18 protein-coding genes, 1 pseudogene and 1 riboswitch are annotated in these 21,810 nt (G+C 39.5%); of the genes and pseudogenes, 8 read left to right on the top strand and 11 right to left on the bottom strand.

What is annotated here, in order from left to right; all coding sequences use genetic code 11:
* Positions 1 to 5: 5 nt before the first annotated feature.
* Positions 6 to 1,889 (bottom strand): phosphomethylpyrimidine synthase ThiC, encoded by a 1,884-nt coding sequence (gene thiC, locus ACQ86H_RS00955; protein ID WP_431293560.1) that lies wholly within the window; start codon positions 1,887 to 1,889, stop codon positions 6 to 8.
* Positions 1,890 to 2,030: 141 nt separating this feature from the next.
* Positions 2,031 to 2,234: a sulfur carrier protein ThiS gene (gene thiS / locus ACQ86H_RS00960; RefSeq protein WP_138819070.1), complete on the bottom strand. Its 204-nt coding sequence runs from the start codon at positions 2,232 to 2,234 to the stop codon at positions 2,031 to 2,033.
* Positions 2,235 to 2,293: 59 nt separating this feature from the next.
* Positions 2,294 to 2,382: riboswitch (TPP riboswitch) on the bottom strand.
* A 386-nt stretch (positions 2,383 to 2,768) separates the two neighbouring features.
* Between thiS and abc-f the strand changes: the two genes are divergently transcribed.
* Positions 2,769 to 4,355, top strand: a complete 1,587-nt coding sequence (gene abc-f / locus ACQ86H_RS00965) for a ribosomal protection-like ABC-F family protein (protein WP_431293561.1) — start codon at positions 2,769 to 2,771, stop codon at positions 4,353 to 4,355.
* A gap of 50 nt (positions 4,356 to 4,405) precedes the next feature.
* Positions 4,406 to 5,707 carry a leucine-rich repeat-containing protein kinase family protein gene (locus ACQ86H_RS00970; protein WP_431293562.1) on the top strand — a complete coding sequence of 434 codons (1,302 nt, stop codon included), beginning with the start codon at positions 4,406 to 4,408 and terminating at the stop codon, positions 5,705 to 5,707.
* 259 nt (positions 5,708 to 5,966) lie between these two features.
* Here the strand turns inward: ACQ86H_RS00970 and ACQ86H_RS00975 are convergent, their stop codons facing one another.
* Entirely contained in the window at positions 5,967 to 6,674 is a 708-nt protein-coding gene (locus tag ACQ86H_RS00975) for a DUF1349 domain-containing protein (protein WP_431293563.1), read from the bottom strand.
* A 135-nt stretch (positions 6,675 to 6,809) separates the two neighbouring features.
* On the opposite strand from ACQ86H_RS00975, the gene ACQ86H_RS00980 reads away from it, so the two are divergent.
* A complete protein-coding gene (locus tag ACQ86H_RS00980) occupies positions 6,810 to 7,376 on the top strand; it encodes a Crp/Fnr family transcriptional regulator (protein ID WP_138819066.1) in 567 nt (188 codons plus the stop codon).
* 209 nt (positions 7,377 to 7,585) lie between these two features.
* Positions 7,586 to 9,826: a S41 family peptidase gene (locus ACQ86H_RS00985; RefSeq protein ID WP_431293564.1), complete on the top strand. Its 2,241-nt coding sequence runs from the start codon at positions 7,586 to 7,588 to the stop codon at positions 9,824 to 9,826.
* A 526-nt stretch (positions 9,827 to 10,352) separates the two neighbouring features.
* Here the strand turns inward: ACQ86H_RS00985 and ACQ86H_RS00990 are convergent.
* The 6 genes from ACQ86H_RS00990 to ACQ86H_RS01015 form a co-directional block, all read right to left on the bottom strand.
* Positions 10,353 to 11,495, bottom strand: a complete 1,143-nt coding sequence (locus tag ACQ86H_RS00990; RefSeq protein WP_431293565.1) for a DUF5977 domain-containing protein — start codon at positions 11,493 to 11,495, stop codon at positions 10,353 to 10,355.
* 260 nt (positions 11,496 to 11,755) lie between these two features.
* The gene (locus tag ACQ86H_RS00995) at positions 11,756 to 12,001 is read right to left on the bottom strand and encodes a hypothetical protein (RefSeq protein ID WP_431293566.1); all 246 of its coding nucleotides are present in this window, start codon (positions 11,999 to 12,001) and stop codon (positions 11,756 to 11,758) included.
* A 100-nt stretch (positions 12,002 to 12,101) separates the two neighbouring features.
* A complete protein-coding gene (locus ACQ86H_RS01000) occupies positions 12,102 to 12,443 on the bottom strand; it encodes a hypothetical protein (protein ID WP_431293567.1) in 342 nt (113 codons plus the stop codon).
* Positions 12,444 to 12,607: 164 nt separating this feature from the next.
* A complete protein-coding gene (locus ACQ86H_RS01005; RefSeq protein WP_431293568.1) occupies positions 12,608 to 13,675 on the bottom strand; it encodes a hypothetical protein in 1,068 nt (355 codons plus the stop codon).
* Positions 13,600 to 14,223, bottom strand: coding sequence for a carboxypeptidase-like regulatory domain-containing protein (locus tag ACQ86H_RS01010; RefSeq protein ID WP_431293569.1), 624 nt, complete (start codon positions 14,221 to 14,223; stop codon positions 13,600 to 13,602). The genes ACQ86H_RS01005 and ACQ86H_RS01010 overlap by 76 nt, the downstream gene beginning before the upstream one ends.
* A 306-nt stretch (positions 14,224 to 14,529) precedes the next feature.
* Complete coding sequence (locus ACQ86H_RS01015; RefSeq protein ID WP_431293570.1) at positions 14,530 to 15,396, bottom strand: aldose 1-epimerase family protein; 867 nt, start codon at positions 15,394 to 15,396, stop codon at positions 14,530 to 14,532.
* Positions 15,397 to 15,524: 128 nt separating this feature from the next.
* Between ACQ86H_RS01015 and ACQ86H_RS01020 the strand changes: the two genes are divergently transcribed.
* Positions 15,525 to 15,854, top strand: a complete 330-nt coding sequence (locus tag ACQ86H_RS01020) for a hypothetical protein (protein WP_138819063.1) — start codon at positions 15,525 to 15,527, stop codon at positions 15,852 to 15,854.
* 69 nt (positions 15,855 to 15,923) lie between these two features.
* Here the strand turns inward: ACQ86H_RS01020 and pepT are convergent.
* A pseudogene (pepT, locus tag ACQ86H_RS01025) lies at positions 15,924 to 17,182 on the bottom strand (peptidase T).
* A gap of 58 nt (positions 17,183 to 17,240) precedes the next feature.
* On the opposite strand from pepT, the gene ACQ86H_RS01030 reads away from it, so the two are divergent.
* The 3 genes from ACQ86H_RS01030 to ACQ86H_RS01040 all read left to right on the top strand — a co-directional run bounded on the left by ACQ86H_RS01030 (position 17,241) and on the right by ACQ86H_RS01040 (position 20,344).
* Complete coding sequence (locus ACQ86H_RS01030; protein WP_431293571.1) at positions 17,241 to 17,966, top strand: hypothetical protein; 726 nt, start codon at positions 17,241 to 17,243, stop codon at positions 17,964 to 17,966.
* 66 nt (positions 17,967 to 18,032) lie between these two features.
* The gene (locus ACQ86H_RS01035) at positions 18,033 to 19,724 is read left to right on the top strand and encodes a M14 family zinc carboxypeptidase (RefSeq protein ID WP_431293572.1); all 1,692 of its coding nucleotides are present in this window, start codon (positions 18,033 to 18,035) and stop codon (positions 19,722 to 19,724) included.
* A 5-nt stretch (positions 19,725 to 19,729) separates the two neighbouring features.
* Complete coding sequence (locus tag ACQ86H_RS01040; RefSeq protein ID WP_138819059.1) at positions 19,730 to 20,344, top strand: rhomboid family intramembrane serine protease; 615 nt, start codon at positions 19,730 to 19,732, stop codon at positions 20,342 to 20,344.
* A gap of 497 nt (positions 20,345 to 20,841) precedes the next feature.
* Here the strand turns inward: ACQ86H_RS01040 and ACQ86H_RS01045 are convergent, their stop codons facing one another.
* Entirely contained in the window at positions 20,842 to 21,807 is a 966-nt protein-coding gene (locus ACQ86H_RS01045) for a hypothetical protein (RefSeq protein WP_431293573.1), read from the bottom strand.
* Positions 21,808 to 21,810: the final 3 nt, after the last annotated feature.

Below are 21,810 nucleotides of genomic sequence, written 5' to 3' on the forward strand. Positions count from 1 at the left end.
ATAGGCTAAGAATAAATTTCGCTTCCTTTTTCGGTAAACTCTTTAGATTTTTCCTCCATGCCTTTGGCCAAAGCCTCATCTGCGGCTACGCCTTGTTTTGCAGCATACTCGCGCACATCCTGTGTAATTTTCATCGAACAGAAATTTGGTCCGCACATTGAGCAGAAATGCGCAATCTTGGCACCTTCTGCCGGCAAGGTTTCATCATGAAATTCTTTTGCCGTATCTGGATCGAGCGATAAATTAAACTGATCCTCCCACCTAAACTCGAACCTCGCTTTACTCAAAGCGTTATCGCGGTATTGCGCACCGGGGTGACCTTTGGCCAGATCGGCGGCATGCGCTGCAATTTTATAGGTAATTACACCATCTTTCACATCTTTTTTATTCGGCAAGCCTAAATGTTCTTTTGGTGTAACATAACACAACATCGCTGTTCCAAACCAGCCAATCATGGCAGCGCCAATGGCCGAGGTAATGTGATCGTAGCCTGGCGCAATATCTATGGTTAAAGGACCTAATGTATAAAAAGGCGCTTCACCACAATGCTCGAGTTGCTTTTCCATATTGGCTTTGATCAGGTGCATCGGCACGTGGCCAGGTCCCTCGATAATGGTCTGTACATCGTGTTTCCAGGCTATTTTAGTGAGTTCCCCCAGGGTTTCGAGCTCCGAAAACTGTGCCGCATCGTTGGCATCGGCAATACAGCCCGGCCTTAAACCATCACCTAAAGAGAAAGCTACATCGTAAGCTTTCATGATCTCACAGATTTCTTCGAAATGCGTGTACAAGAAGTTTTCCTTGTGATGCGCCAAACACCATTTGGCCATGATCGATCCGCCACGCGAAACAATTCCGGTAATCCTTTTAGCCGTTAAGGGCACATAACGGAGCAGTACCCCGGCGTGGATGGTAAAATAATCAACGCCCTGTTCGGCCTGCTCTATTAATGTATCGCGGAAGATTTCCCAGGTCAGGTCTTCGGCTTTGCCGTTTACTTTTTCCAGGGCCTGATAAATCGGAACGGTACCGATGGGTACTGGCGAATTGCGGATAATCCATTCGCGGGTTTCGTGGATATTTTTCCCTGTAGAAAGGTCCATAATGGTATCTGCACCCCAACGGCAGGCCCAAACAGCTTTTTCTACTTCTTCTTCAATGGTAGAGGTAACCGCGGAATTGCCAATGTTGGCATTAATTTTCACCAGGAAATTACGGCCGATAATCATCGGTTCCAACTCAGGGTGGTTAATGTTGCAAGGGATTACCGCTCGTCCGGCGGCCACTTCATCCCGCACAAATTCCGGCGTGATGTATCCTTTTGGGGTATTGGCACCAAAACTATTACCCTGATGCTGATGGTTCATGACCTCGTGCTGATCGCCCAATTGTGCATTCAACAATTCGATCTGCTGATTTTCCCTAATGGCAATGTATTCCATTTCGGCCGTAATGATGCCTTTTTTTGCATAATGCATTTGCGATACATTGGCACCAGGCTGGGCTTTATAAGGTTTAGTGGTATAATTAAAACGCAAAGCATCAAGTTTATCATCTGCAAGGCGTTGTTGCCCATAAGCAGAAGACAGTTGATCAAGCTGCGTAACATCCTGCCTGTCTTTAATCCATTGTTCCCTTAAGCGTGGAAGCCCTTTCCGTACATCAATAACCGTATTTGGATCGGTGTAAGGGCCACTGGTATCATACACGGTTACGGGTGGATTGGGTTCGGTTAAACCAAATCCATTGTGGATTTTCGTTTCGGTTAAACTGATTTCGCGCATGGCCACCTGGATATCGTGGATTTTTCCGGGTACAAATATTTTGCGCGAAGCCGGAAATGGGCTGCGACTGATGACTTCCTGATTTGGTGTTTTTTCTTGTTTCATATTACGATGAATGATTGATTTAATGAAGGAGAGAATGAGGGAATGATTGGGTGACTGAATGAGAGAATGAGTGATTTAGGTGAATTTTGAATGCAGGATTGCCCATTCCATCATTCAAAATTCTCTCATTCAATCCTTCTTTCACCCTCCCTGAGTGGCTTTAATGAGTATAACCTGATCGCCTGGGTTTAATAGATAGGTGTCCCAAACAGATTTGGAAATGATGGTTTGGTTAACGGCTATAGCAATGCCATTTGTCTCCGTTGAAATGACAGCAGTAAGCATTTGTTCGATGGAACAGGCCTCGTTTAGCAGATAGTTTTGATTGTTTATAGTTACTTCCATATTGTAAAAAATTGGAAAAACTATAGAGATTGCCCGTAACAGGGTCGAAAAGACAGCAATTTATTGCTTTCACTTTTCCCTTCGGCAGTACTAACTGCATCAGGTTCAAAGGGTATTTCTCAGCACGTAGGCACCCCTAAAGTTTTTTGTAAATATATGCGATTAAATTTCTAATGCAAATAAAAATTGATATAGATAAAATCTATAGTTTGCTATTAGTAATATTGTTGTCATTCTGAGCGCAGTGAAGAATCTTTAAGTGATTAATGCAAAATCATTAAATAAAGACCCTTCGTTGCACTCAGGATGACAAATTGGAGGGAGTGAACGTCCAATTTTTGGCTTATCAGACTGCCGACTTAGGACTAAAGACTATGGACTGACCAGCCGCTTTTAGCAAAACGCAAAACTTTTCTTACTTTTGCAACATCACCAAATCCCCGATACATGTAAGATTCATTTCTTTTCTGAAAATAGATAACTGGCAGAGCGGTTCCGTTCCTGCAATTATTTTACCAATTAAAAAAGAAATTTATGCTTAATCTACAAGGGGCTAGCTATATCCATGCTAATGGAGATTTATTGTTTTCAGATTTAAATCTCAGCATTAACAAACACGAAAAAATTGCACTCATTGGCCATAATGGCGCAGGAAAATCAACACTTTTAAAAATTTTAGCAGGCAAACTCATGCCAACTGGCGGACATGTTAAAACAGAATCGACGCCTTATTATGTACCACAGCTTTTTGGTCAGTTTAATGATTTCACCGTCGCGCAGGCACTCCGGATTGAAAATAAACTAAAAGCGCTGAACGAAATCCTCAACGGAGAAGTGACCGACGAAAATATGATCATCCTTAATGATGACTGGACCATTGAGGAACGCTGCGCGGAAGCTTTAAGCTATTGGCGATTGGAAGATTTAGACTTAGACCAAAAGATGGAAAGTTTAAGCGGTGGACAAAAAACCAGTGTATTTTTAGCCGGCACCACCATCCACCGCCCTGATATTGTTTTGCTGGATGAACCGACCAATCATTTAGACCTGGAAGGCAGAAACAGGTTATACGATTATATCCGATCGACCCGGGCTACTTTATTGGTAGTGAGTCATGACCGTACTTTATTGAGCCAAATTGAGAAAGTTTGCGAATTAAGTTCGCGTGGAATAACCCTATACGGTGGAAATTACGATTTCTATGCTGCTCAAAAGAAAATTGAAAATGAGGCGTTGAACCATGATTTAAAAGCGAAGGAAAAAGCACTGCGTAAGGCTAAAGAAGTAGAAAAGGAATCGCTGGAGCGGCAACAGAAGCTAGATGCCAGAGGGAAGAAAAAACAAGAAAAAGCGGGATTACCGACTATTTCGATGAATACGTTAAAAAACAACGCAGAAAAAAGCACGGCAAAGTTGAAAGGTGTACATGCCGAAAAGCTTGACCATATTTCTGCTGAATTAAGCCAGCTCAGGTCTGCACTGCCTGATGCAGATAAAATGAAAATCGGTTTCGACCAGGCTACACTGCACAAAGGAAAAAGCATTGTGGAGGCTAAGGAGCTCAATTACGCTTTTCGCAATCATTTCATTTGGAAGGAGCCAATTAGCTTTCAGGTTTTTAGTGGCGAGCGTTATGTGATAAAAGGCCGGAACGGATCAGGCAAAACCACCTTGATCAAGCTTATTTTAGGTCAGCTGCAACCCTCGATGGGGAGTCTAAATCGAGCAGACATTAACTCCATGTATATTGATCAGGATTATTCCCTGATCGATAATCAACTCACCGTTTACGAACAGGCCCAGCAATACAACTCGGGCGTATTGCAGGAACATGAAATAAAAACCCGTTTAAACCGGTTTTTATTTGGTAAAACCGATTGGGATAAAACCTGCACAGCCTTGAGTGGTGGCGAGAAAATGCGGTTGATCCTTTGTTCGTTAACCATCAGTAACCAATCGCCCGATCTGATGATATTGGATGAGCCCACCAATAACCTTGATATCCAGAATATAGAAATTTTAACGGCAGCCATTAATGACTACCAGGGAACGCTTCTGGTGATATCACACGATGAATATTTTCTTGACCAGGTAAAGGTTGAACATACCATTCATCTTTAAAATAAATATATAGCCTTATCTTCGTTCCAAACTATTAAAACCAGCACACTATGCAAAACCTGTTAGCACTCCAAAGTGGCGAAATAAAGGACGCAGTATCGTTAAAACTTTCTGAAAACCTGACCGAGTTTCCAAAGGAAATATTTGAGCTGGCCGATACCCTGGAAGTACTGGATTTATCTTTTAACAAATTAAGTGCGTTACCGGCAGATTTCGGCCGGTTAAAAAAGCTGAGAATTTTTTTCTGTTCTGAAAATCTTTTTTCGGTTTTACCAGAAGTACTGGCCGATTGCCCTGCTCTGGATATTGTTGGTTTTAAATCCAACCGGATTGAAATCGTACCGCCGAAGTCGATCAACCCGAATTTACGCTGGTTAATCTTAACAAATAACAACATTGCTGAACTACCAAAAGAAATTGGCCTTTGCAAAAGGATGCAAAAGCTGATGTTATCTGGCAACCGTTTATCTACACTGCCTGAAGAATTGAGCAATTGCCAGAATTTAGCATTATTGCGGATTGCGGCGAATAAACTCCACGAATTACCGCAATGGATTATGCAACTGCCAAAACTATCATGGATTGCATTTTCGGGGAATAATTTTAGTAAAACACCAGCTGTTGAAACACTTTCATTGATCAACTGGCATGATTTAGAAATCAGCCATTTGTTAGGCGAAGGCGCATCGGGTATTATTTCAAAAGCAAACAGAAGCATTGGAGACGAAACCAGCGAAGTAGCGGTTAAAATATTTAAGGGCAATGTAACCAGCGATGGTTTGCCGGAAGATGAAATGACAGCTTATATTGCTGCGGGTTATCACCCGGGTTTGGTCAATCTAATCGGACAGATTGCTTTACATCCGGAAGATAAAAAAGGACTGGTAATGGACTTGATCCCGCATCATTTTTATAATCTTGGCAATCCACCAAGTTTAGAAAGCTGTACCAGGGATGTTTTTCCTGTTGATCGAAAACTTTCTGAAAAACAGATTATGAGTATCGCTAAAACCATAGCCTCATTAGCGGCTCAATTACATGAAGCAGGCATTATGCATGGCGATTTGTATGCACACAATACCTTGATTGATGATGAGGGCAGCACTCTGTTCGGCGATTTCGGCGCGGCCAGTTTTTACGATAAAACTTCTACAGAAACGGCTAATGTACTGGAGCGGATAGAAGTAAGCGCCTATGGTTATCTGCTGGATGATTTACTTTCTTTAAAAAACGAAGAGGTAAGTGAGGAAATTTATAAAATGATCAGTGAACTTAGAGATGCCTGTTTGGCTTCAGTACCTTTAGAGCGACCAGGTTTTAAGGAATTAGTTGCTCAGTTGGCTCAGATTTAATCACAATTGCTAGAAAAATCGTCATTCTCGCGCAGGCGGGAATATCTTAAAGCATTTTACATTAAGATTATTCATAAGTTTTCCTTGTTTCAAAGGCATTCATGAGCACTCCGTGGTTCCCAATCAAGCCGATAGCTATCGGCTTGGGAATGACGAATCTTCGCGTCCTATCAACTTGCTAAAATAACAAGCCATCTATGTTGATTTGTATGTAATAAATTCAACTTCGAAATGCCGACCACTTTATTGAAAAAAACTATTAATTCTGCTGCTTTTTTGCCCAATCCAATCTTCTCTGATCAGGTGTGGTTGTAACCTTAAAATTTTCGAAAACAGCGTTAAAACCTTTACCATCAGGGCAGGCGGCTACCAAACCCACCATCACTGGCGCATTATCTTTAAAATAACAGGTACGGAGCATGGTATATTTTTTATCATCTAAGGAGTAAAAAATTTCTACTGCGTCCAGTTTCCGAACGGCTTTCATCCAGATTGATGCAGGTGCTTTTTCCAGTTCTACCACGCTCCAATCGCTCGTTTTATGCGTGACAACGGCACTTACATTTTGTTTCCCATTAACAAATTCTACTCCTGCTTTAATCCACTCTTCTTCATTAATGCGAAGCATCAATCCCATCTGATCGAAAGTAGTTACATAATTTCCGGTAATTTTTACCTTCACCTCAAACTCGCCACCATAAGTAGCATAGTAGAAGGGTGCATCATCAACCGTAAAACCATAATGCGAAATGCGCCAATAATCGGTTTTTGCGGGCACGAACATGCTAAAGGTATTTTTATCTTTAATTTCCCATTTTTCAGGCTCGTTAAACCAATTCATTTTGGCCAAACTTTGGGAATGGGCCTTTGGACTAAATAAATAAGATAATACAGCAATTAAGGCTAGTAATTTAAGTTTCATTTGTGTGTTGTAATTGGTTATTGTGTGTTTGTGTATTGCAAACATAATGCAGGGTTAAACTTTTGGAAAGGACATACATCACTATTTTTATGTGATGATTATCACGCAAATATTTTGTCAAAACAGGTGTATTGGATTTAAAAATCTTGAATAAAGAGTACATTTGTTTACATCAGGAACATGGAATTAGATTTTTTAAGAACGCACATCCATCAGATTATTTGTTTAACAGATGAAGAATTTGAACATGCTGCATCTTTTTTTACCAGGCGGAAATACAAAAAGCACCAGTATATTATTCAGGCAGGTGATGTAGCCAGTCAGGAGCATTTTGTAGTGAAAGGCATTGTAAAATCTTCATATACCGACCATGAAGGAAAAGAATATATTTTACAGTTAGCCATGGAAGAGTGGTGGTTTTCCGATCCGAACGCTTTTAACACGGGTATGCCGGCAACCTTAAATGTAGATTGTATTGAAGACACTGAAACACTTTCCATCTCTTTTGACAACAAGGAAAAGCTTTGCGCCTCCTCCCGAAAAATGGAATATTTCTTTAGAAAAAAGTACACTACAGGCAATATGGCCTTGCAAAAACGGGTATTGGCCTTGCTGAGCAATAATGCCAGCGAGCGTTACAAACAATGGCTTAACCAATACCCATCTTTACACAAAAGGATTTCGAAAACCCTTATTGCATCTTATCTTGGGGTAACCAGAGAAACTTTAAGCCGGTTATCGCTTTAAAGTTCTGAGCCTCCGTTTTTTACAACAATGTACACAGAGAAAGGCATGGAGTACATAAAATTGGTGTGTGTATTAGAAGGTTCCATTTTATTCAGTAAATAAATAGATATTATATTTTTTACAGAGATATAAAACTGAATAAGAGAGAAAGATTTTTAAAAATAATTTAAATACCTAATTTGCACAAACCTCTAATTTAATCAGTTCTTATGAAGCAAGCTCTATTATTTATATGCATTTTTTCTGCCTGTTGTGTGAAGGCACAATTCAGGTTCAATGGCGATTTCGAAGATATAAACCCAAGTACCAAAAAGCCCTTATCGTGGCTGTTTTCCTTTAATCAAAATCAGGAAAAAGCATATCAGGTAGTTTTAGATAGTATCACAAAACAGTCGGGAAAATATAGCTTATCTATTAGTCAGATTGGCCAGGAAGCCAATTTTGGTGCAATCGACTTTCCGATTAGCCAGGCTTTTGAAGGCAAAGTGATCGAATTGAAGGGCTACATCAAAACAGAAAATGTAAAAACTGGTTATGCCGGCCTTTGGATGCGCCTTGACGGAAAAGAACATAAAGCAATGGGCTTCGATAATATGAATAACAGAGGCGTTAAAGGAAATACCGATTGGCAATTATTTAGCATTAAACTCGATTACAAAAATGATGAGGTGAGAGAGATACATGTTGGTGCTTTATTAATCGGAGACGGAAAAGCCTGGTTTGATCATTTGGAACTTTTTATAGATGGAAAGCCCATAGAACAGGCTAAGTTTATGAAAATAGAATTGGCGAAGGCAGAATTGGATACTGCTTTCCAAAACAGTTCAGGGATTAAACAAATTGAACTTAATGAACAAAAAACAACGAATCTTATGATTGCCGGACAGTTTTGGGCATTTTTAAAATACCATCACCCGGCCATAGCTAAAGGTGATTATAATTGGGATGCTGAACTTTTTAGGTTTTTACCATCAGTACTCGCTGCTAAGAGTAATCAGGAGTTAAGCATAACTTTAGAGCAATACCTGGATAAATTACCAAAGCCAAACCCCTGTAAAACCTGTGCTAAAATAGCTGCTGAAAAATATGAAATTACACCAGATTATGGTTCCTTACTTAATGGTACGGTACTAAGCAGATCGCTTGGCGACAAGTTAACCTACATCAAAGATAACCGCAATACAGGTCCGAATTATTATATTGAAATGGATCCAAATATTGGAAATCCGATGTTTAAGAACGAGAAGGGATATGCTTCGATGACCTTTCCTGATGCGGGTTACCGTTTATTGTCGCTTTATCGTTATTGGGGCATGATCAATTATTTTTTCCCTTATAAAAATGTTATTGGTGAAGATTGGAATAAAATACTTACCACAAACCTGCCGGTTTTTTTAGGTGCAAAAAATGAGCAGGATTATAGTTTAGCTGCTTTAAGTTTAATTGCACGTGTACATGATACACATGCAAATTTATGGTCGGGCAGTAAAGCATTGAGTGGTTTTAAAGGCAAACTGGCAGCGCCTTTTCAAGCTAAATTTATAGAAGACAAGCTAATTATTACGGCCTTACATACCGATACTTTGGATGTAAAAAGTAAACTTGCAGTAGGTGATGTGATTACGGCTATTAACGGTAAAGACATTCCAGGCCTGATTAGGGAATACCTGCCGATAACGGCTGCATCAAATTATGATACTCAGCTCCGTGATCTGCCGGGTAGCTACTTACTAAGGAGCAATGATAACAGCATTAAAATCAGCGTAAAAAGAGGTAACCAACTTTTCGATTATACCGTGCCAATGGGAAAATTAGCCTTAGCCTATAAAAACCCGGCGGCTGAAAAAGCAGAGGCATTTAAATTGATTAATCAGGATATCGGTTACGTTTACCCAGGTAAATATAAAAATGATCAGTTGCCCGCAATTAAGAAGCTTTTTGCCAATACCAAAGGAATTATTGTTGATATGCGCTGTTATCCTTCCGAATTTATGCCATTTACATTTGGTAATTATATCAAAAATGAAAAAAGTGTATTTGTTAAGTTTACTGCCGGCAGCACAGGCTATCCCGGGGCTTTTAGTTTCGGATCTCCAATAAAGAACGGACAATCATCAAGTGAAGCATACAAAGGCAAAATAGTGGTAATTGTAAATGCAACAAGCCAAAGCCAGGCCGAATATACCACCATGGCATTTCAAAGTTCGCTAAATGTAAAGGTAATTGGAAGTACCACGGCTGGTGCCGACGGGAATGTATCATCAATTGTGTTGCCTGGTGGGTTAAACACAATGATTTCAGGTTTAGGCGTTTTTTATCCCAATGGTATGCCAACACAAAGAGTAGGGGTAAAAATTGATTATAAAATCTATCCAACCATTGCAGGTATTTCAGCAGGAAAAGATGAGCTGCTGGATAAGGCTATTGAAGTATTAAATAATGGTTGGTAAAAGCATTACATTTTAGAAGAGGCTGTATCCTAAATATGGAGTTTGTCATCGTGAGCTGTCGAAGGACCTGTTTTAGATGTCTTACAAGGCATTTCGACAGGCTCATCGCGACAAATTCTAAGCGAATATAATTCAGATACAGCCTCTTTTAATTAGCTCCAGTGCTCTATTCGTAAGATGTTGAAGTTCCTAAAAACAAGCTGGAGGCATATACCACGCAAACATAATGGTTAAGAGGATGGCATAGTTTTTTACACTGGTATAGCAATTCGAGATTGAGTGGAATAAGGATGCTTCATTCATAATTAGTACCCCACAGTACAGTAGCTTATTGCGAATAAATTGCATTATTTTGAACATTTAATAATGTAATGCTCTTAATCTGCCGATCATTGTTTTAAAGTGAAGTGCCGTTATTTGAGCAAATAGCCATAGCGCAGAAGATGTTAGTTTCAAAATGGTCACCAATAACTGATCTATGTGAGCAGAAAACCGTTTTTTGTTTTCTACCCACAATTGATTTTATCTAGTTAACCAGTGTTATGGTTTTGGTTATGCATGGTGAAGGAGAAGAAGGACAGTCCGTAATCACAAAGTTACCTAGAAGCAGGTTCGAAGAGCCGTTTCCAGCTGTTACTGTATAGTTTCTGGTTGTTACGACCTGTGGCTTACCTGGTCTTGTAGTCTTAGTTACCTCTGAATAAGTGAAACTATAACCTGTAGACTGTAGTGTAAATGGAATGGTCTTTGCAGCATCGGCATAAAAATACACGGTATAGTCAGCCGTGGTATAAGCAACATTTGGATCATCACCATTCTGGTAGTTGGAGGCTACAACTTTTTTATAAATGGTTACAGGATTACATAATCCTTGAGCATTTGCATTTGCCTGACCCTGTGTATTTAGTGCCGTGACCGCCTTGTTATTAGCCTCTGTTTGAGATAGCGCACTGTATTGCGCGGCAGGGATGGTGAAGGAGATCGGTGCGCCAGGGACTGAGGCACCTACGCAATCGTTTTTTGTAAATGAGGCGGTTTGCGCAACGTTATAAAATAATGGCAGGCAGGTGCCATTAGCATTTGCGTTAGCCTGTCCTTCACTGTTTAAGGCATTTGATGCTTTCTGATCGGCGTCAGCCTGTGAAACTGTGGAAGAGTAGGTATTAGCGGCCACGGTATAGCTCACACTTGATCCCTGAAAACCTGTTCCACAATTATTTTTTGTGAATGTTGCTGTTTTGGCTGTATTATGCCATACCTGGTTTTGAGCAGGAGTTACGCTAGTTGTTACGGTTATGTCGGTCGTTGTTTGATTGGCGCCATTGTTGTTACCCACAACAACCCTTAAGGTGAAGGTTACTGAGGTGGTCACCGCAGAAGTCGAAGATAAGGTTAAACTCAACGAATATTTAGTAGGCTGTCCAGATGTACTCCATGGATAGCCGACCATTTGTGATTGAGAAAAGATGACACTTTGATTTGCTGGGGAGGTTGAGTAGGCCGGTGTTGCATAATAAAAGACGTTAGCAATAAATCCTGCGTCGCTTTCATTGCTGGCTGTAATAATCAGTGGTTTGCCAGATTCAACCGTATTGGGAACTGTAATGCTTTGAGCAAAGCCGGTTAGATACACTGCCATGAGGGCAATTAATAAAGATAGTTTTTTCATGTAGTTTTTGTTATAAAGGTATGTAAAATAGAATGTTAATTTAAGTTTTTAAGATATAAGTATTAATATATAACTGCATTTTTAGTATCTTTATTATTACTTATAATAGTATGTTTTATATCGTTTTTTAGTCTGATAATAGTTTCGCTATTGTATTTATGGCTTCATGCTGTTAAATTTTATGCTACAACCAACCAAAAAGTACCGTTGCTGGTTAGAATAGGCGATTGTACGAATGTAAGTTCCGGAATTAATATTGTTCACGAATTGGGAAGAATTAAAAACGTCATAGGCTTGAACCCAGACCTGTCCCATGTTCTGAAAAATACTTTTTTAATAGCTGCGTTTGTGGCAAAACTCAGACTTCGGTTAAGGTTATAGTTATAGTTGATCATTGGATAAAGTACTACTTCATAACTTCCCAAGCTAAGGCCTAATTTATCCAGATAAATTAGTGAATACTGGTTACTGGCCTGATCTCCATAGCCGTTCCTGATGTAGGACACCGTTAGGGTTGGCTGAAAGGAAAGCCTCTTTTGCAGAACGGAGCCATTTATCGTGAATGACTGGTTAATCCCAGTGCTTTTTCCTTGTAGAATGCTGTTGTTAGAAGATGCTCAAGAACCCTTGATAGTTCAGCGCGGTTCTTGAGCTGAGTGAAAGGCTGCCAAAGTTACCTGATGCAGTAAAACCAAGCTGGGCATTTGCGACCTTTCCCAGGTTGTCAATATAACTGAGCTGTTGACGGCCTGGACCTGCACTGATATTCATGCCAAACTTAGCTTGGTAAAGGTCAGCTGAGCTATACAGGCCAAGACTTAGCGAATCGCTTTTATAAAGGTCATAATTAATGTCAAAATGGTTTCTGATTTCAGGAGCAAGTAAGGTATTGCCAAGTGTCAATGATATTCGGTCGTAGCTCGAATTAATGCCGGTGAGCTGTGCCATTATAGGGTAATTGGTATTGCGTTGTATTCGCGCGTTGATGAAACGTTTGTTATTGAGTTTATATTCAGCATTAAGATCTGCATCTATTGTGTTAAAATTCTGTTTGCTGTTAGTTATCTTATTCAGCCTCAGGGATAACAAAGTAAAAACATTCCCATCAAGGGTTATTTTTTTCCAGTTCTGCGGATATTGAAGCCAATTTTTGCGTAGTCATTTACAATTACTGCATAGCCATTGTTCTGTTGCAAAGCAATATTTTGTAGCTGAGTTTCCATATAGTAGAGACTTTCTCTTCGATAGGAAGACAGAATTTTAATGTACATGTCCTGGTTCAAAGGTTCTATAAAGGACCAGTTCAGAGAAGAGCTTTTCTCTGTGCCATTCCTCATGCCCGAAATCGCATATTTTTGCTCATCCTGTTTGAGCACCTCTGTCACCAATCCTTCCTCGTTTACATCTGTGGAACGGTTTTCCTGATGGATGCTAAAATTTGTAGATCGCCCTTTCTTCACAGTCGAGCGATGATGGTAGATGATGTCAGAGACCATATTGCGATAAAAGGTATTTCTTACCTTGTTAACTGAACTGAAAATCAGTGAATTTCCATTGTAGATACTGTAATTGAGGGAGTCAGTATTGTCGGTCTTGTTAAATTCTGTCATTACAGATATTTTTAAGGAATTTAGACTATCTATCTTAAAAGCAAGGATAAGGTTTGCCGCATCAATTATGCGGCTATGGGATTTGTTATTATTAACTGTCCTGGAGTTTTGATCCAATGCCCCCTCAAGCTGTTCGGATATAGATTCCATTTTACGTCGAACATCTTTGGCACTAATCAGCATATTTATCTCGAGCCTGTTCTTAAGGTATAGATCTCTGTAAGTGGTCCTCATTCTGGTGACTCCTGTGCGGCTCCCATCTGGTAAAAAGCTGATAAGTGGTTCAAAAAAAGATCCACTTGCCGCGTTTATATTGTTCGAACCCATCTCTAAACTAAGCTGCCTGCTTTTTTGATAGGTGTTGATTTCACCAGTTGCGAGATATTTGCTGGCAGAGCCCGCCCCTACGGCAATACTTCCAAAAAATCCTTTTTTGTATTTTTCCTTTAAATTAAGGTTGATTTTGATTGTCGGCCTTAACAACGAGATATTTGTCATGCTATCGATATCTGTTTCGGTGATAGTAATATGGTCAATAATAAGTGCGGGCAGGTTTTTATATACTTCCATGTTGTTTCTGCCAAAAAAGTCTGCCCATTTACAAGCACCTCGCCAACTTGCCGACCTTTATAGTAGAGCGTTCCAGAAACGTCCTTTGAAAATCCATTGGTAGAGAAAAGATCATCAACCATTATATTGCGCTCGAATATTTTTCCTTTCATATCAATTGAGGTAGTATCTCTATATCTCCGCTTATTCCGGATAATTACTGTGCCGAGGTCTATTCCTTTAGCATCAAGCATGAAATCTGTGAGAACAACATTTTTCCCGATGGGCAGCATTCCTTTCTCTTTAATAAATCTAAAGCTGTGGTAAGAAGTAGAAGTGAACTGAATGTAATTTGCTTTTTCATATAAATGTATCGGGAAACTGAATCTACCATTTGTGTCAGTAACGAATTTGGATAGAAGGCTGTCCTTTTGCGTGATAGAAAGCACTGCTCCTACGATTGGTTTGCCAGTTGTACGATCTATAACCCTGCCATTTACCGAATACGGTTGCGCAATAACGCGAAGACAGCAAAAGAAGAGGGTTAAAACAGATAAGGTTCTGAGCATAAAATATCGCACAGTTTATGTGGATCACTACTGCCGTACAAAGAAGACAAATTGATGCTGTAATATTAGTATTTTATTGTCGGTTTTTATCTAATTTTATTAAAAAGATATAAGAAGTAAATTTCGGACACTTAGCTGAAGCTAGAATGGTATTTTTGATAAGCCATTTACTAAATTTTTATGTTTTTTCAACTTTAGCCAAGTTTACAAATTGATATGTTACTCGTACTATTGCGAGTATCAACTTTCTCGATAAGGGTTAACAAATGAAGTATTGTGCTCTTTTTATTTACGCAAGGTATTCATCTAAAAACACTCTACTTCCCAAAATCGCGACCAGTTTTTGCCTGCATCAAGTTTTACGATGCCCTCTTTGTGTGATAACTCCTGGTTGTGGTTAACGCCATCTGCAACTCCGCACCAAGGCTCTAAACACACAAATGGCGCATCGGTTGCCGCCCATATTCCAAAAAATGGAAAATCTTCAAAATGGAAATGCAGGCCATAATCATTTTTAGTGTTAAGCAAACTAATGCAGTTGCTTTGCAGGGTTTTAAAAACCAGCGCATCGTTATAAAACAGATCATGTGTAAGCTTTAGCTTATGTGCATTAAGCTCAATATTTTTGGTTTCGTTGGCCACCAGGCCATCTTCAAGTTTCCAATAGCTTAATTTCTCATCAGCATTAAAAGCCAGATAATAATCTTCGTAAACAGTATTTGGGGTATTGGGTACTGCAAATGCCGGGTGTGCACCAATTGAAAATAAAAGTTCGGCAGTACCGGTATTTATTACCTCATAAGTTAAATTCAGTTTCCTGTCGATTAGCCGGTACCTCAGTTTGAGCTCGAAATAAAAAGGGTATACTTTTAAGGTATCTTCATTTTGGGTTAACGTAAAAACAGCTTCGCTTTCACTTATTTTTTCGAAATTAAAAACATGATCGCGGGCGAATCCATGACGGGGTAGCTCGTAGTTTTTACCCTGATAAATAAAACTGTTGTTTTTTAATGAGCCGACAATGGGAAATAAAACCGGACTATGTTTTGCCCAATATTTAGGATTGGCATTCCATAAATATTCCAGCTTGGTTTCTTTACTAAATAAACCTTGAAGTTCTGCGCCTTTAGCCGCCAGGCTAACTTTTATATAGTCGTTTTCGAGAGTTATCATTACAAGCTAAATTAGCAAAAAGATAGGCTTTAAAAACATCTTTTTTATTAATTTTGATTACTGTTTAATACACTGTTTATTTTATTACCCGCCACTTTACTTTTCATCAAAAACAAAATCATAAACCTATGGCGATAGATTTAACCAAATTGTCAAATGTAAAAGTAAGGGCTGCGATTGTCGCGTTGCAAAAAGGCGACGAAAAAACATGGTTTCCTTTATTTGCTGCCGAAGTTGCCTTTTATGATGACGGAAACCAGATGAAATTTAATAATTTCTTTAAAAAAGCACTGGGGCATGAGCGCTTTACCAGTATAGATAAAGTTGAAAACAATGGTTTGGAAGTATATGGTCATTTCCACTCCGACCAATGGGGCGATTTTAAAACCTATTTCAAATTTCAGTTTAACAAAGAAGGAAAAATTGCGAGGTTAGATATTGGACAAGCCTCTTATTGAGTTTGGAATCTGGAGTTGGGCGTTTTGAGTTAGATATGACTCCTAACCCAAACTACCAACTCCGAACTGCTACAACGAACCGCACTCTTCCCAGATACAAGCAATATTAATGATCGTTTGCACCGCTTTTTCCATGTCCTGCACACTTACCCATTCTTGTTTGCTATGAAAAGCATGTTCTCCGGCAAAAATATTGGGGCAAGGTAAACCCATAAACGAAAGGCGTGAGCCATCAGTTCCACCACGGATACTTTGTTGCTTGGGCACTACGCCAGCTCTTTCAATGGCTTCAATGCCATATTGTACAATTTCAGGATACTGATCCAGCACCTGTTTCATATTGCGGTATTGTGCTTTAATATTAAGCTCGTAGGTAGACTTTGGATAATGAGTCATCACTTTTTTTACGACTTCTTCTAAAAACTGTCCATGTGCGGCTAGTTTCTCATCGGTAAAATCCCTGATGATAAACTGTGCTTCTGCCTCTTCAACCTGCCCGTTCATGCTTACCGGATGGATAAATCCTTCTTTTTGATGGGTAGCTTCCGGGGTGAGTGTATCTTTTGGCAGCGAATCTAAAATTTCAGCAAGTATTTTAATGGCACTTTCCATTTTTCCTTTTGCAAAGCCCGGGTGTGTACTTACACCATAAATTTTAAGGGTAGCGCCATCCGCAGAAAAAGTTTCATCTTCAATGGAGCCTAGTGTTTCTCCATCTATCGTATAACCAAAATCGGCACCTAATTTTTTTAAATCAGCTTTGTCTACACCCCTGCCAATTTCTTCATCCGGGGTAAAAGAAGTTTGATGGTTCCGTGTTTTACCTCTTTGTTTTTCATTAAAAAGGTGGCTGCTTCCATAATTTCTGCTAATCCTGCTTTATTATCTGCACCCAATAAAGTTGTTCCGCTGGCGGTAATAATATCATTTCCAATCTGATGTTTAAGGTCTTTGTGTTCAGAAAGTTTGATTACAATATGGTGATCATCTGGCAGAATTAAGTCTTGTCCCTGATAATTGTGATGAATAATCGGCTTAACATTTTCTCCGCTACAATCAGGCGAGGTATCCATGTGCGAACAGAAAAAAATTACTGGTAACTGCTTGTTGGTGTTTGATGGGATTGTACCATATACATATCCATTATCATCCATTTCGGCATCAGTAATGCCAATTTCTAACAATTCCTGAACCAGCACTTTACCTAAATTCTTCTGTTTCAGAGTTGATGGACAGGTAGGAGAATTTGGATCCGATTGGGTATCAATCCTCGTATATTTTATAAACCGCTGCTCGAGCGATTTGTTAAAGTTGGTATATGTGCTCATAATTCAAAGGTAAAAGTTATAGATATCCGATAATCATATTATTTTTGTAAAAAAAGATATGATTTTTAATTTGCCGAGAGCTATCTATTTAACCCTTCTGCTCGTTTTTATTGAAAGTTTTTCTTTTGCTCAATCCAACTACTTTAAAATGTCGTATGGTTTTGGCGGTGGGATGAATAGATCATATACCGACGTATATCAGGGAGACTACGGAAAAATTGTTTACGGTGTTTTTGATTATCACCTGACTCCATTCCTAACAATGGGCCTGGAAGGGCAATACGGAAGGATCAAAGGAGGGATTGCCGTTAAGGATCCCGCCGGCCGTTGGTTTGTCAACAAATACACAGCACTTACGGTTAATCTAAAATTAATGTTGGGGGAACTCGTTAATTATAACCAGGGAGGATTACTGTATAATATGAGAGGGATGTATCTTGGCTTCGGATTGGGAGCGATAAATAATGACATTTCCAACATAGCAAGATATCGGCCAGGAAAGACTCATACTCCCGACAACCGCTTTGGCGGAGAAGATAAAAGCGTTAACTTTTTACTGCCGATAAATTTTGGATTTAACTACTACATAAAAGACAGCTATGGTTACATGAGGTATGTAATCAATGTTAATGCTCAGTCTAACATCACTTTTGGCGAAGGATTGGACGGTTATAGCGAGTCGAGACTAAGATCCAACAATGCCTATCCAGATATGTACAATTCGGTTACCTTAGGCTTTAGATATATGTTCGGAAGCGTTCGCTCTTACCGTAAAACGCTGTAAATTTTATTTATAAGTAGCATGAGGATATTATTATCAGTTTTTATATTTTCTTTTTCATTAACTGCTATGGCACAGAAATCGCCCTTCGAATTAAGTGGAAAAACTGAAACAACTACTTATACAGCTGCAATAGCTTATTACAAAGATCTGGCTAACACCTACCCGGAAGCCAGGTTCTTAACTTATGGAAGTACAGATTTTGGTAAGCCGTTACATCTGTTTGTTTTATCAAGGGATAAGGTTTTTGATCCGGTACTGAACAGGAAAAGCAATAAAAGGGTATTATTGATCAACAATGGCATTCACCCTGGCGAACCAGAGGGCATAGATGCATCGATGATGCTGGCCCGCGATCTGCTTAAAGCCGGTAAACTGCCAAAAGATGTGGTTATCTGTATTATTCCGCTTTATAATATTGATGGAAGTTTTAACCGAACAGGCACATCGAGGGCCAACCAGAACGGACCACTGACCTATGGATTTAGGGGCAACAGCAAAAACCTCGACCTTAACCGCGATTTTATTAAAACCGATTCGAAAAATTCGGCAACCTTTCAACTCATTTTTAACACCTGGCAACCCGAAATATTTGTAGATACCCACACCAGCAATGGTGCCGATTATCAATATGTGATGACGCTTATCCCGACACAAAAAGATAAGCTAAACCCTATACTTGCTGATTATTTAACCAAAACTCTGGTACCTGATCTTTATACTGGTATGGAAAAGCTGGGTTACCCGATGATTCCTTATGTAAACTCAATAGGCGAAACCCCTGAAACCGGAATAACAGGTTTTATTGATCCTCCTCGTTATTCAACAGGTTATACCACGCTGCACAATACTATTGGTTTTATGCCCGAAACACATATGTTAAAATCGTACGATCTGCGTGTGGATGCCACTTATAAACTCCTGGAAAGCTACATTAGGATTGTTGAGCGCGATGCTAAAATTATCGGAGAGAACAAGCGCAGAGCGGACGAAGCTGTTGCAGCGCAAAAGGAATTCCCGTTAGATTGGAAATTAAACAAAACTGAAGTAAACGATTTAACCTTTAAAGGTTTTGAAGCCGGGCAAAAGCCGAGCACGGTAACCGGTGCCGACCGTTTATATTACGACCGTAACAAGCCTTACACTAAAACTATAAAAGAATGGAACAAGTTTGAACCTGCATTATCTGTTCAAAAACCTATTGCCTACATTATTCCGAAAGCCTGGGATCGCGTAATTGCACTGCTTAAACTGAACAATGTTAAAATCAGCGAACTAAGAGCTGATCAGAAAATTGCGGTGGAAAGTTATTATATCAGCGATTTTAAAACAGGCACAAGACCTTACGAAGGACATTACCTGCACTCGGCCGTAAAATTGAATACCGCACAACAGAACCTCCAGTATTATGCCGGCGACTTTGTGGTGTACGCCAACCAGTCTGTTAACCGTTATATTATAGAAACACTGGAACCGCAGGCCACCGATTCTTATTTCAACTGGAATTTTTTCGATTCTATTCTGGATATGAAAGAGCATTATTCGGCCTATGTGTTTGAAGATACTGCAACAGAACTGCTTAAAAACAATCCGGAACTGAAAAGTAAACTGGAAGCCAAAAAATCTTCAGATGCCGAATTTGCAAAGAGTGCGGCTGCACAACTTGATTTTGTGTATAAAAATTCTGATTATTACGAAAAAACTCACAACAGATATCCGGTAGCCCGTTTGGTTACAGACGTAAAACTTGATTTAAAATAATGCCCATGGAATACTTCAATATGGCACCAGTTGCCTCCGTAATTTTCGTTTTTACCATTATTACCAGTTTATACGCTTTCTACGATCATTCCCTTTACGGAAAATTTATGCTGCATCCTTTTAGTGTATCAAAAGGACAGAATGTATATACCTTGATTACCAGCGGGCTTGTGCATGCAGATTGGATGCACTTGTTTTTTAATATGTTTACCTTTTATGCTTTCGCCTTTACATTGGAAAGTTTGATGGGGAGCTGGCAGTTTGGATTACTATATTTTTTGGGTTTGGTACTGAGCGATTTACCTACTGTTATTAAACATAAAGATCATTTTAACTACAATAGCCTCGGTGCTTCGGGAGCCATTAGCGCGGTACTTTTTAGCTATATTTTGTTTAACCCAATGTCTAAAATTTACATTATGTTTATCCCGATCGGGATTCCGGCTGTAGTTTTTGGGATTTTGTATTTAATTTATTGTGCTTATGCTTCGCGGAACTCACGAGACCATATCAATCACGATGCACACTTTTTTGGTGCCTTAACCGGATTGATTTTTACGATTATTTTTGTTCCGGGGATCTTGCAGAACTTTATTACAATGTTAACTGGCGGGAGATAGTTTAACTTCGTCAACTTGACTGAAGTGTAGTCCGGAGGTTAAGGCATATCGCGTAGACACGTCTTTTTCGAAATTTTTATGCGTAATGCTGGCTTCCTTTAAAAAAACCAGGAGGTTTTACCGAAGAACGCCGTCAATCCCAAGGGCCAGGAAAATCAAAAAACAGTAGCACAATAGTACAATTGGCACGATCAAACCTCAAACGCAGTGGTTTTGTGTTTCATGTTTGCAAAACCTTTCACTTACCTTTAACAAACAAAACAAAGTGCCGCTGTTTTTTGATGTATATGGGTATGTGTAAAAGGCCCCTTGCCGGATTGACAAAAGCGCTTTGGGTACTTTGGCGCTCCAAAGTACCGTGCCCCCGCGGCGTAGAGCGGGAGATAAATCTATAACAGATTTTTCTACTTCGTTGCACTCCACTCGAAGTGAAAATCGCATTTTGATTATCGAAAAATTTAAATCTGTGTTTATCCGTGTACCTCTGTGGTAAAAACTTAGCCAGCAGTAGGTAAATAAGGTTTCTCGAAGAAACTCATTGGCTCATCAGGATTTTTAATAATCTCAAACACCACGTATCCCCAGGGTTTCCAGAAATTTTCCAGTACCTGTGCATATACTTTGTTTTGCCAAACATCAAAAAGCGGTTTAGTCATGTTTCCACGTAAAGGCATAGCTTCGATATAGGTGGTGCCTTCAACAGGCATAAAAGTATATTCGGGTAAACGGTTAAACAGATAGGCAGAATAATAAAAACGCGCACTCAGCTCTTCAAACTGCTCGGCAGTTAAGGCTTTGCCTTTAATCTCATTGATGAGATCCTGGTGATAACGTTTATTGGTTCCATTATCCTGTAAACAGGCAATAATGCCAAAATCTTTCATTTTTAACGAGAAGGTTAAGGTGTTAATCTCATCACGGAAACTGAATGGCGTTTCTCCGTTTTCGAGTTTTACTACCGTGATAGACCATGGTGAAAAATCTTCAAACTCCAGGCTGGTATACAGGTTCTGCATCATGAAATTCAGATTGGCAAATTTCATCATCAAAGATTGCGACATGTTTAATCCATCAGCAGTCATTTCTTTCCGTAAAGCCGAATGCATTTCGATATACACAAAGCCATATAAAAATTTGCCGATCCAGTTGAAAAGATCCAGTTCAGGCAGCGCAGAAATGGCATCATAACCTTTTGCAAATGCCCCTTCTATTTTATCTTCCAAAGGATCTAAAAACTGCTCGTTTATCTCAGTATTTACCGGGATAACCAGCGTATTGTACGAACGGATACTCTCATCCAAAAACTGGATCTGCTCTTCGCCACTTAAAGCCGCCTGCTCCAATAACCATTTTGGAAGCAAAGGCACCTGGATTACAGGAGAATTAAAAGTTTTTCCGCTTAAAAAGCAGGTTTTATATAAAAAATCGAAGTTTTGGAAAGGATTGTATAAGCCAGTATTCATCGC

Origin of the sequence: Pedobacter sp. P26 (assembly GCF_050632135.1) — a bacterium.
GTDB lineage: Bacteria > Bacteroidota > Bacteroidia > Sphingobacteriales > Sphingobacteriaceae > Pedobacter.

Excerpts from the sequence above, each read along its gene's own strand:
- thiS (WP_138819070.1), bottom strand. The coding sequence starts at position 2,234 with ATGGAAGTAACTATAAACAATCAAAACTATCTGCTAAACGAGGCCTGT.
- abc-f (WP_431293561.1), top strand. The coding sequence starts at position 2,769 with ATGCTTAATCTACAAGGGGCTAGCTATATCCATGCTAATGGAGATTTA.
- ACQ86H_RS00975 (WP_431293563.1), bottom strand. The coding sequence starts at position 6,674 with ATGTTTGCAATACACAAACACACAATAACCAATTACAACACACAAATG.
- ACQ86H_RS01040 (WP_138819059.1), top strand. The coding sequence starts at position 19,730 with ATGGAATACTTCAATATGGCACCAGTTGCCTCCGTAATTTTCGTTTTT.
- thiC (WP_431293560.1), bottom strand. The coding sequence starts at position 1,889 with ATGAAACAAGAAAAAACACCAAATCAGGAAGTCATCAGTCGCAGCCCA.
- ACQ86H_RS00980 (WP_138819066.1), top strand. The coding sequence starts at position 6,810 with ATGGAATTAGATTTTTTAAGAACGCACATCCATCAGATTATTTGTTTA.
- ACQ86H_RS01035 (WP_431293572.1), top strand. The coding sequence starts at position 18,033 with ATGGCACAGAAATCGCCCTTCGAATTAAGTGGAAAAACTGAAACAACT.
- ACQ86H_RS01010 (WP_431293569.1), bottom strand. The coding sequence starts at position 14,223 with ATGCTCAGAACCTTATCTGTTTTAACCCTCTTCTTTTGCTGTCTTCGC.
- ACQ86H_RS00990 (WP_431293565.1), bottom strand. The coding sequence starts at position 11,495 with ATGAAAAAACTATCTTTATTAATTGCCCTCATGGCAGTGTATCTAACC.
- ACQ86H_RS01000 (WP_431293567.1), bottom strand. The coding sequence starts at position 12,443 with ATGGCACAGCTCACCGGCATTAATTCGAGCTACGACCGAATATCATTG.
- ACQ86H_RS01020 (WP_138819063.1), top strand. The coding sequence starts at position 15,525 with ATGGCGATAGATTTAACCAAATTGTCAAATGTAAAAGTAAGGGCTGCG.
- ACQ86H_RS01030 (WP_431293571.1), top strand. The coding sequence starts at position 17,241 with ATGATTTTTAATTTGCCGAGAGCTATCTATTTAACCCTTCTGCTCGTT.
- ACQ86H_RS00970 (WP_431293562.1), top strand. The coding sequence starts at position 4,406 with ATGCAAAACCTGTTAGCACTCCAAAGTGGCGAAATAAAGGACGCAGTA.
- ACQ86H_RS01045 (WP_431293573.1), bottom strand. The coding sequence starts at position 21,807 with ATGAATACTGGCTTATACAATCCTTTCCAAAACTTCGATTTTTTATAT.
- ACQ86H_RS01015 (WP_431293570.1), bottom strand. The coding sequence starts at position 15,396 with ATGATAACTCTCGAAAACGACTATATAAAAGTTAGCCTGGCGGCTAAA.
- ACQ86H_RS01005 (WP_431293568.1), bottom strand. The coding sequence starts at position 13,675 with ATGGAAGTATATAAAAACCTGCCCGCACTTATTATTGACCATATTACT.
- ACQ86H_RS00985 (WP_431293564.1), top strand. The coding sequence starts at position 7,586 with ATGAAGCAAGCTCTATTATTTATATGCATTTTTTCTGCCTGTTGTGTG.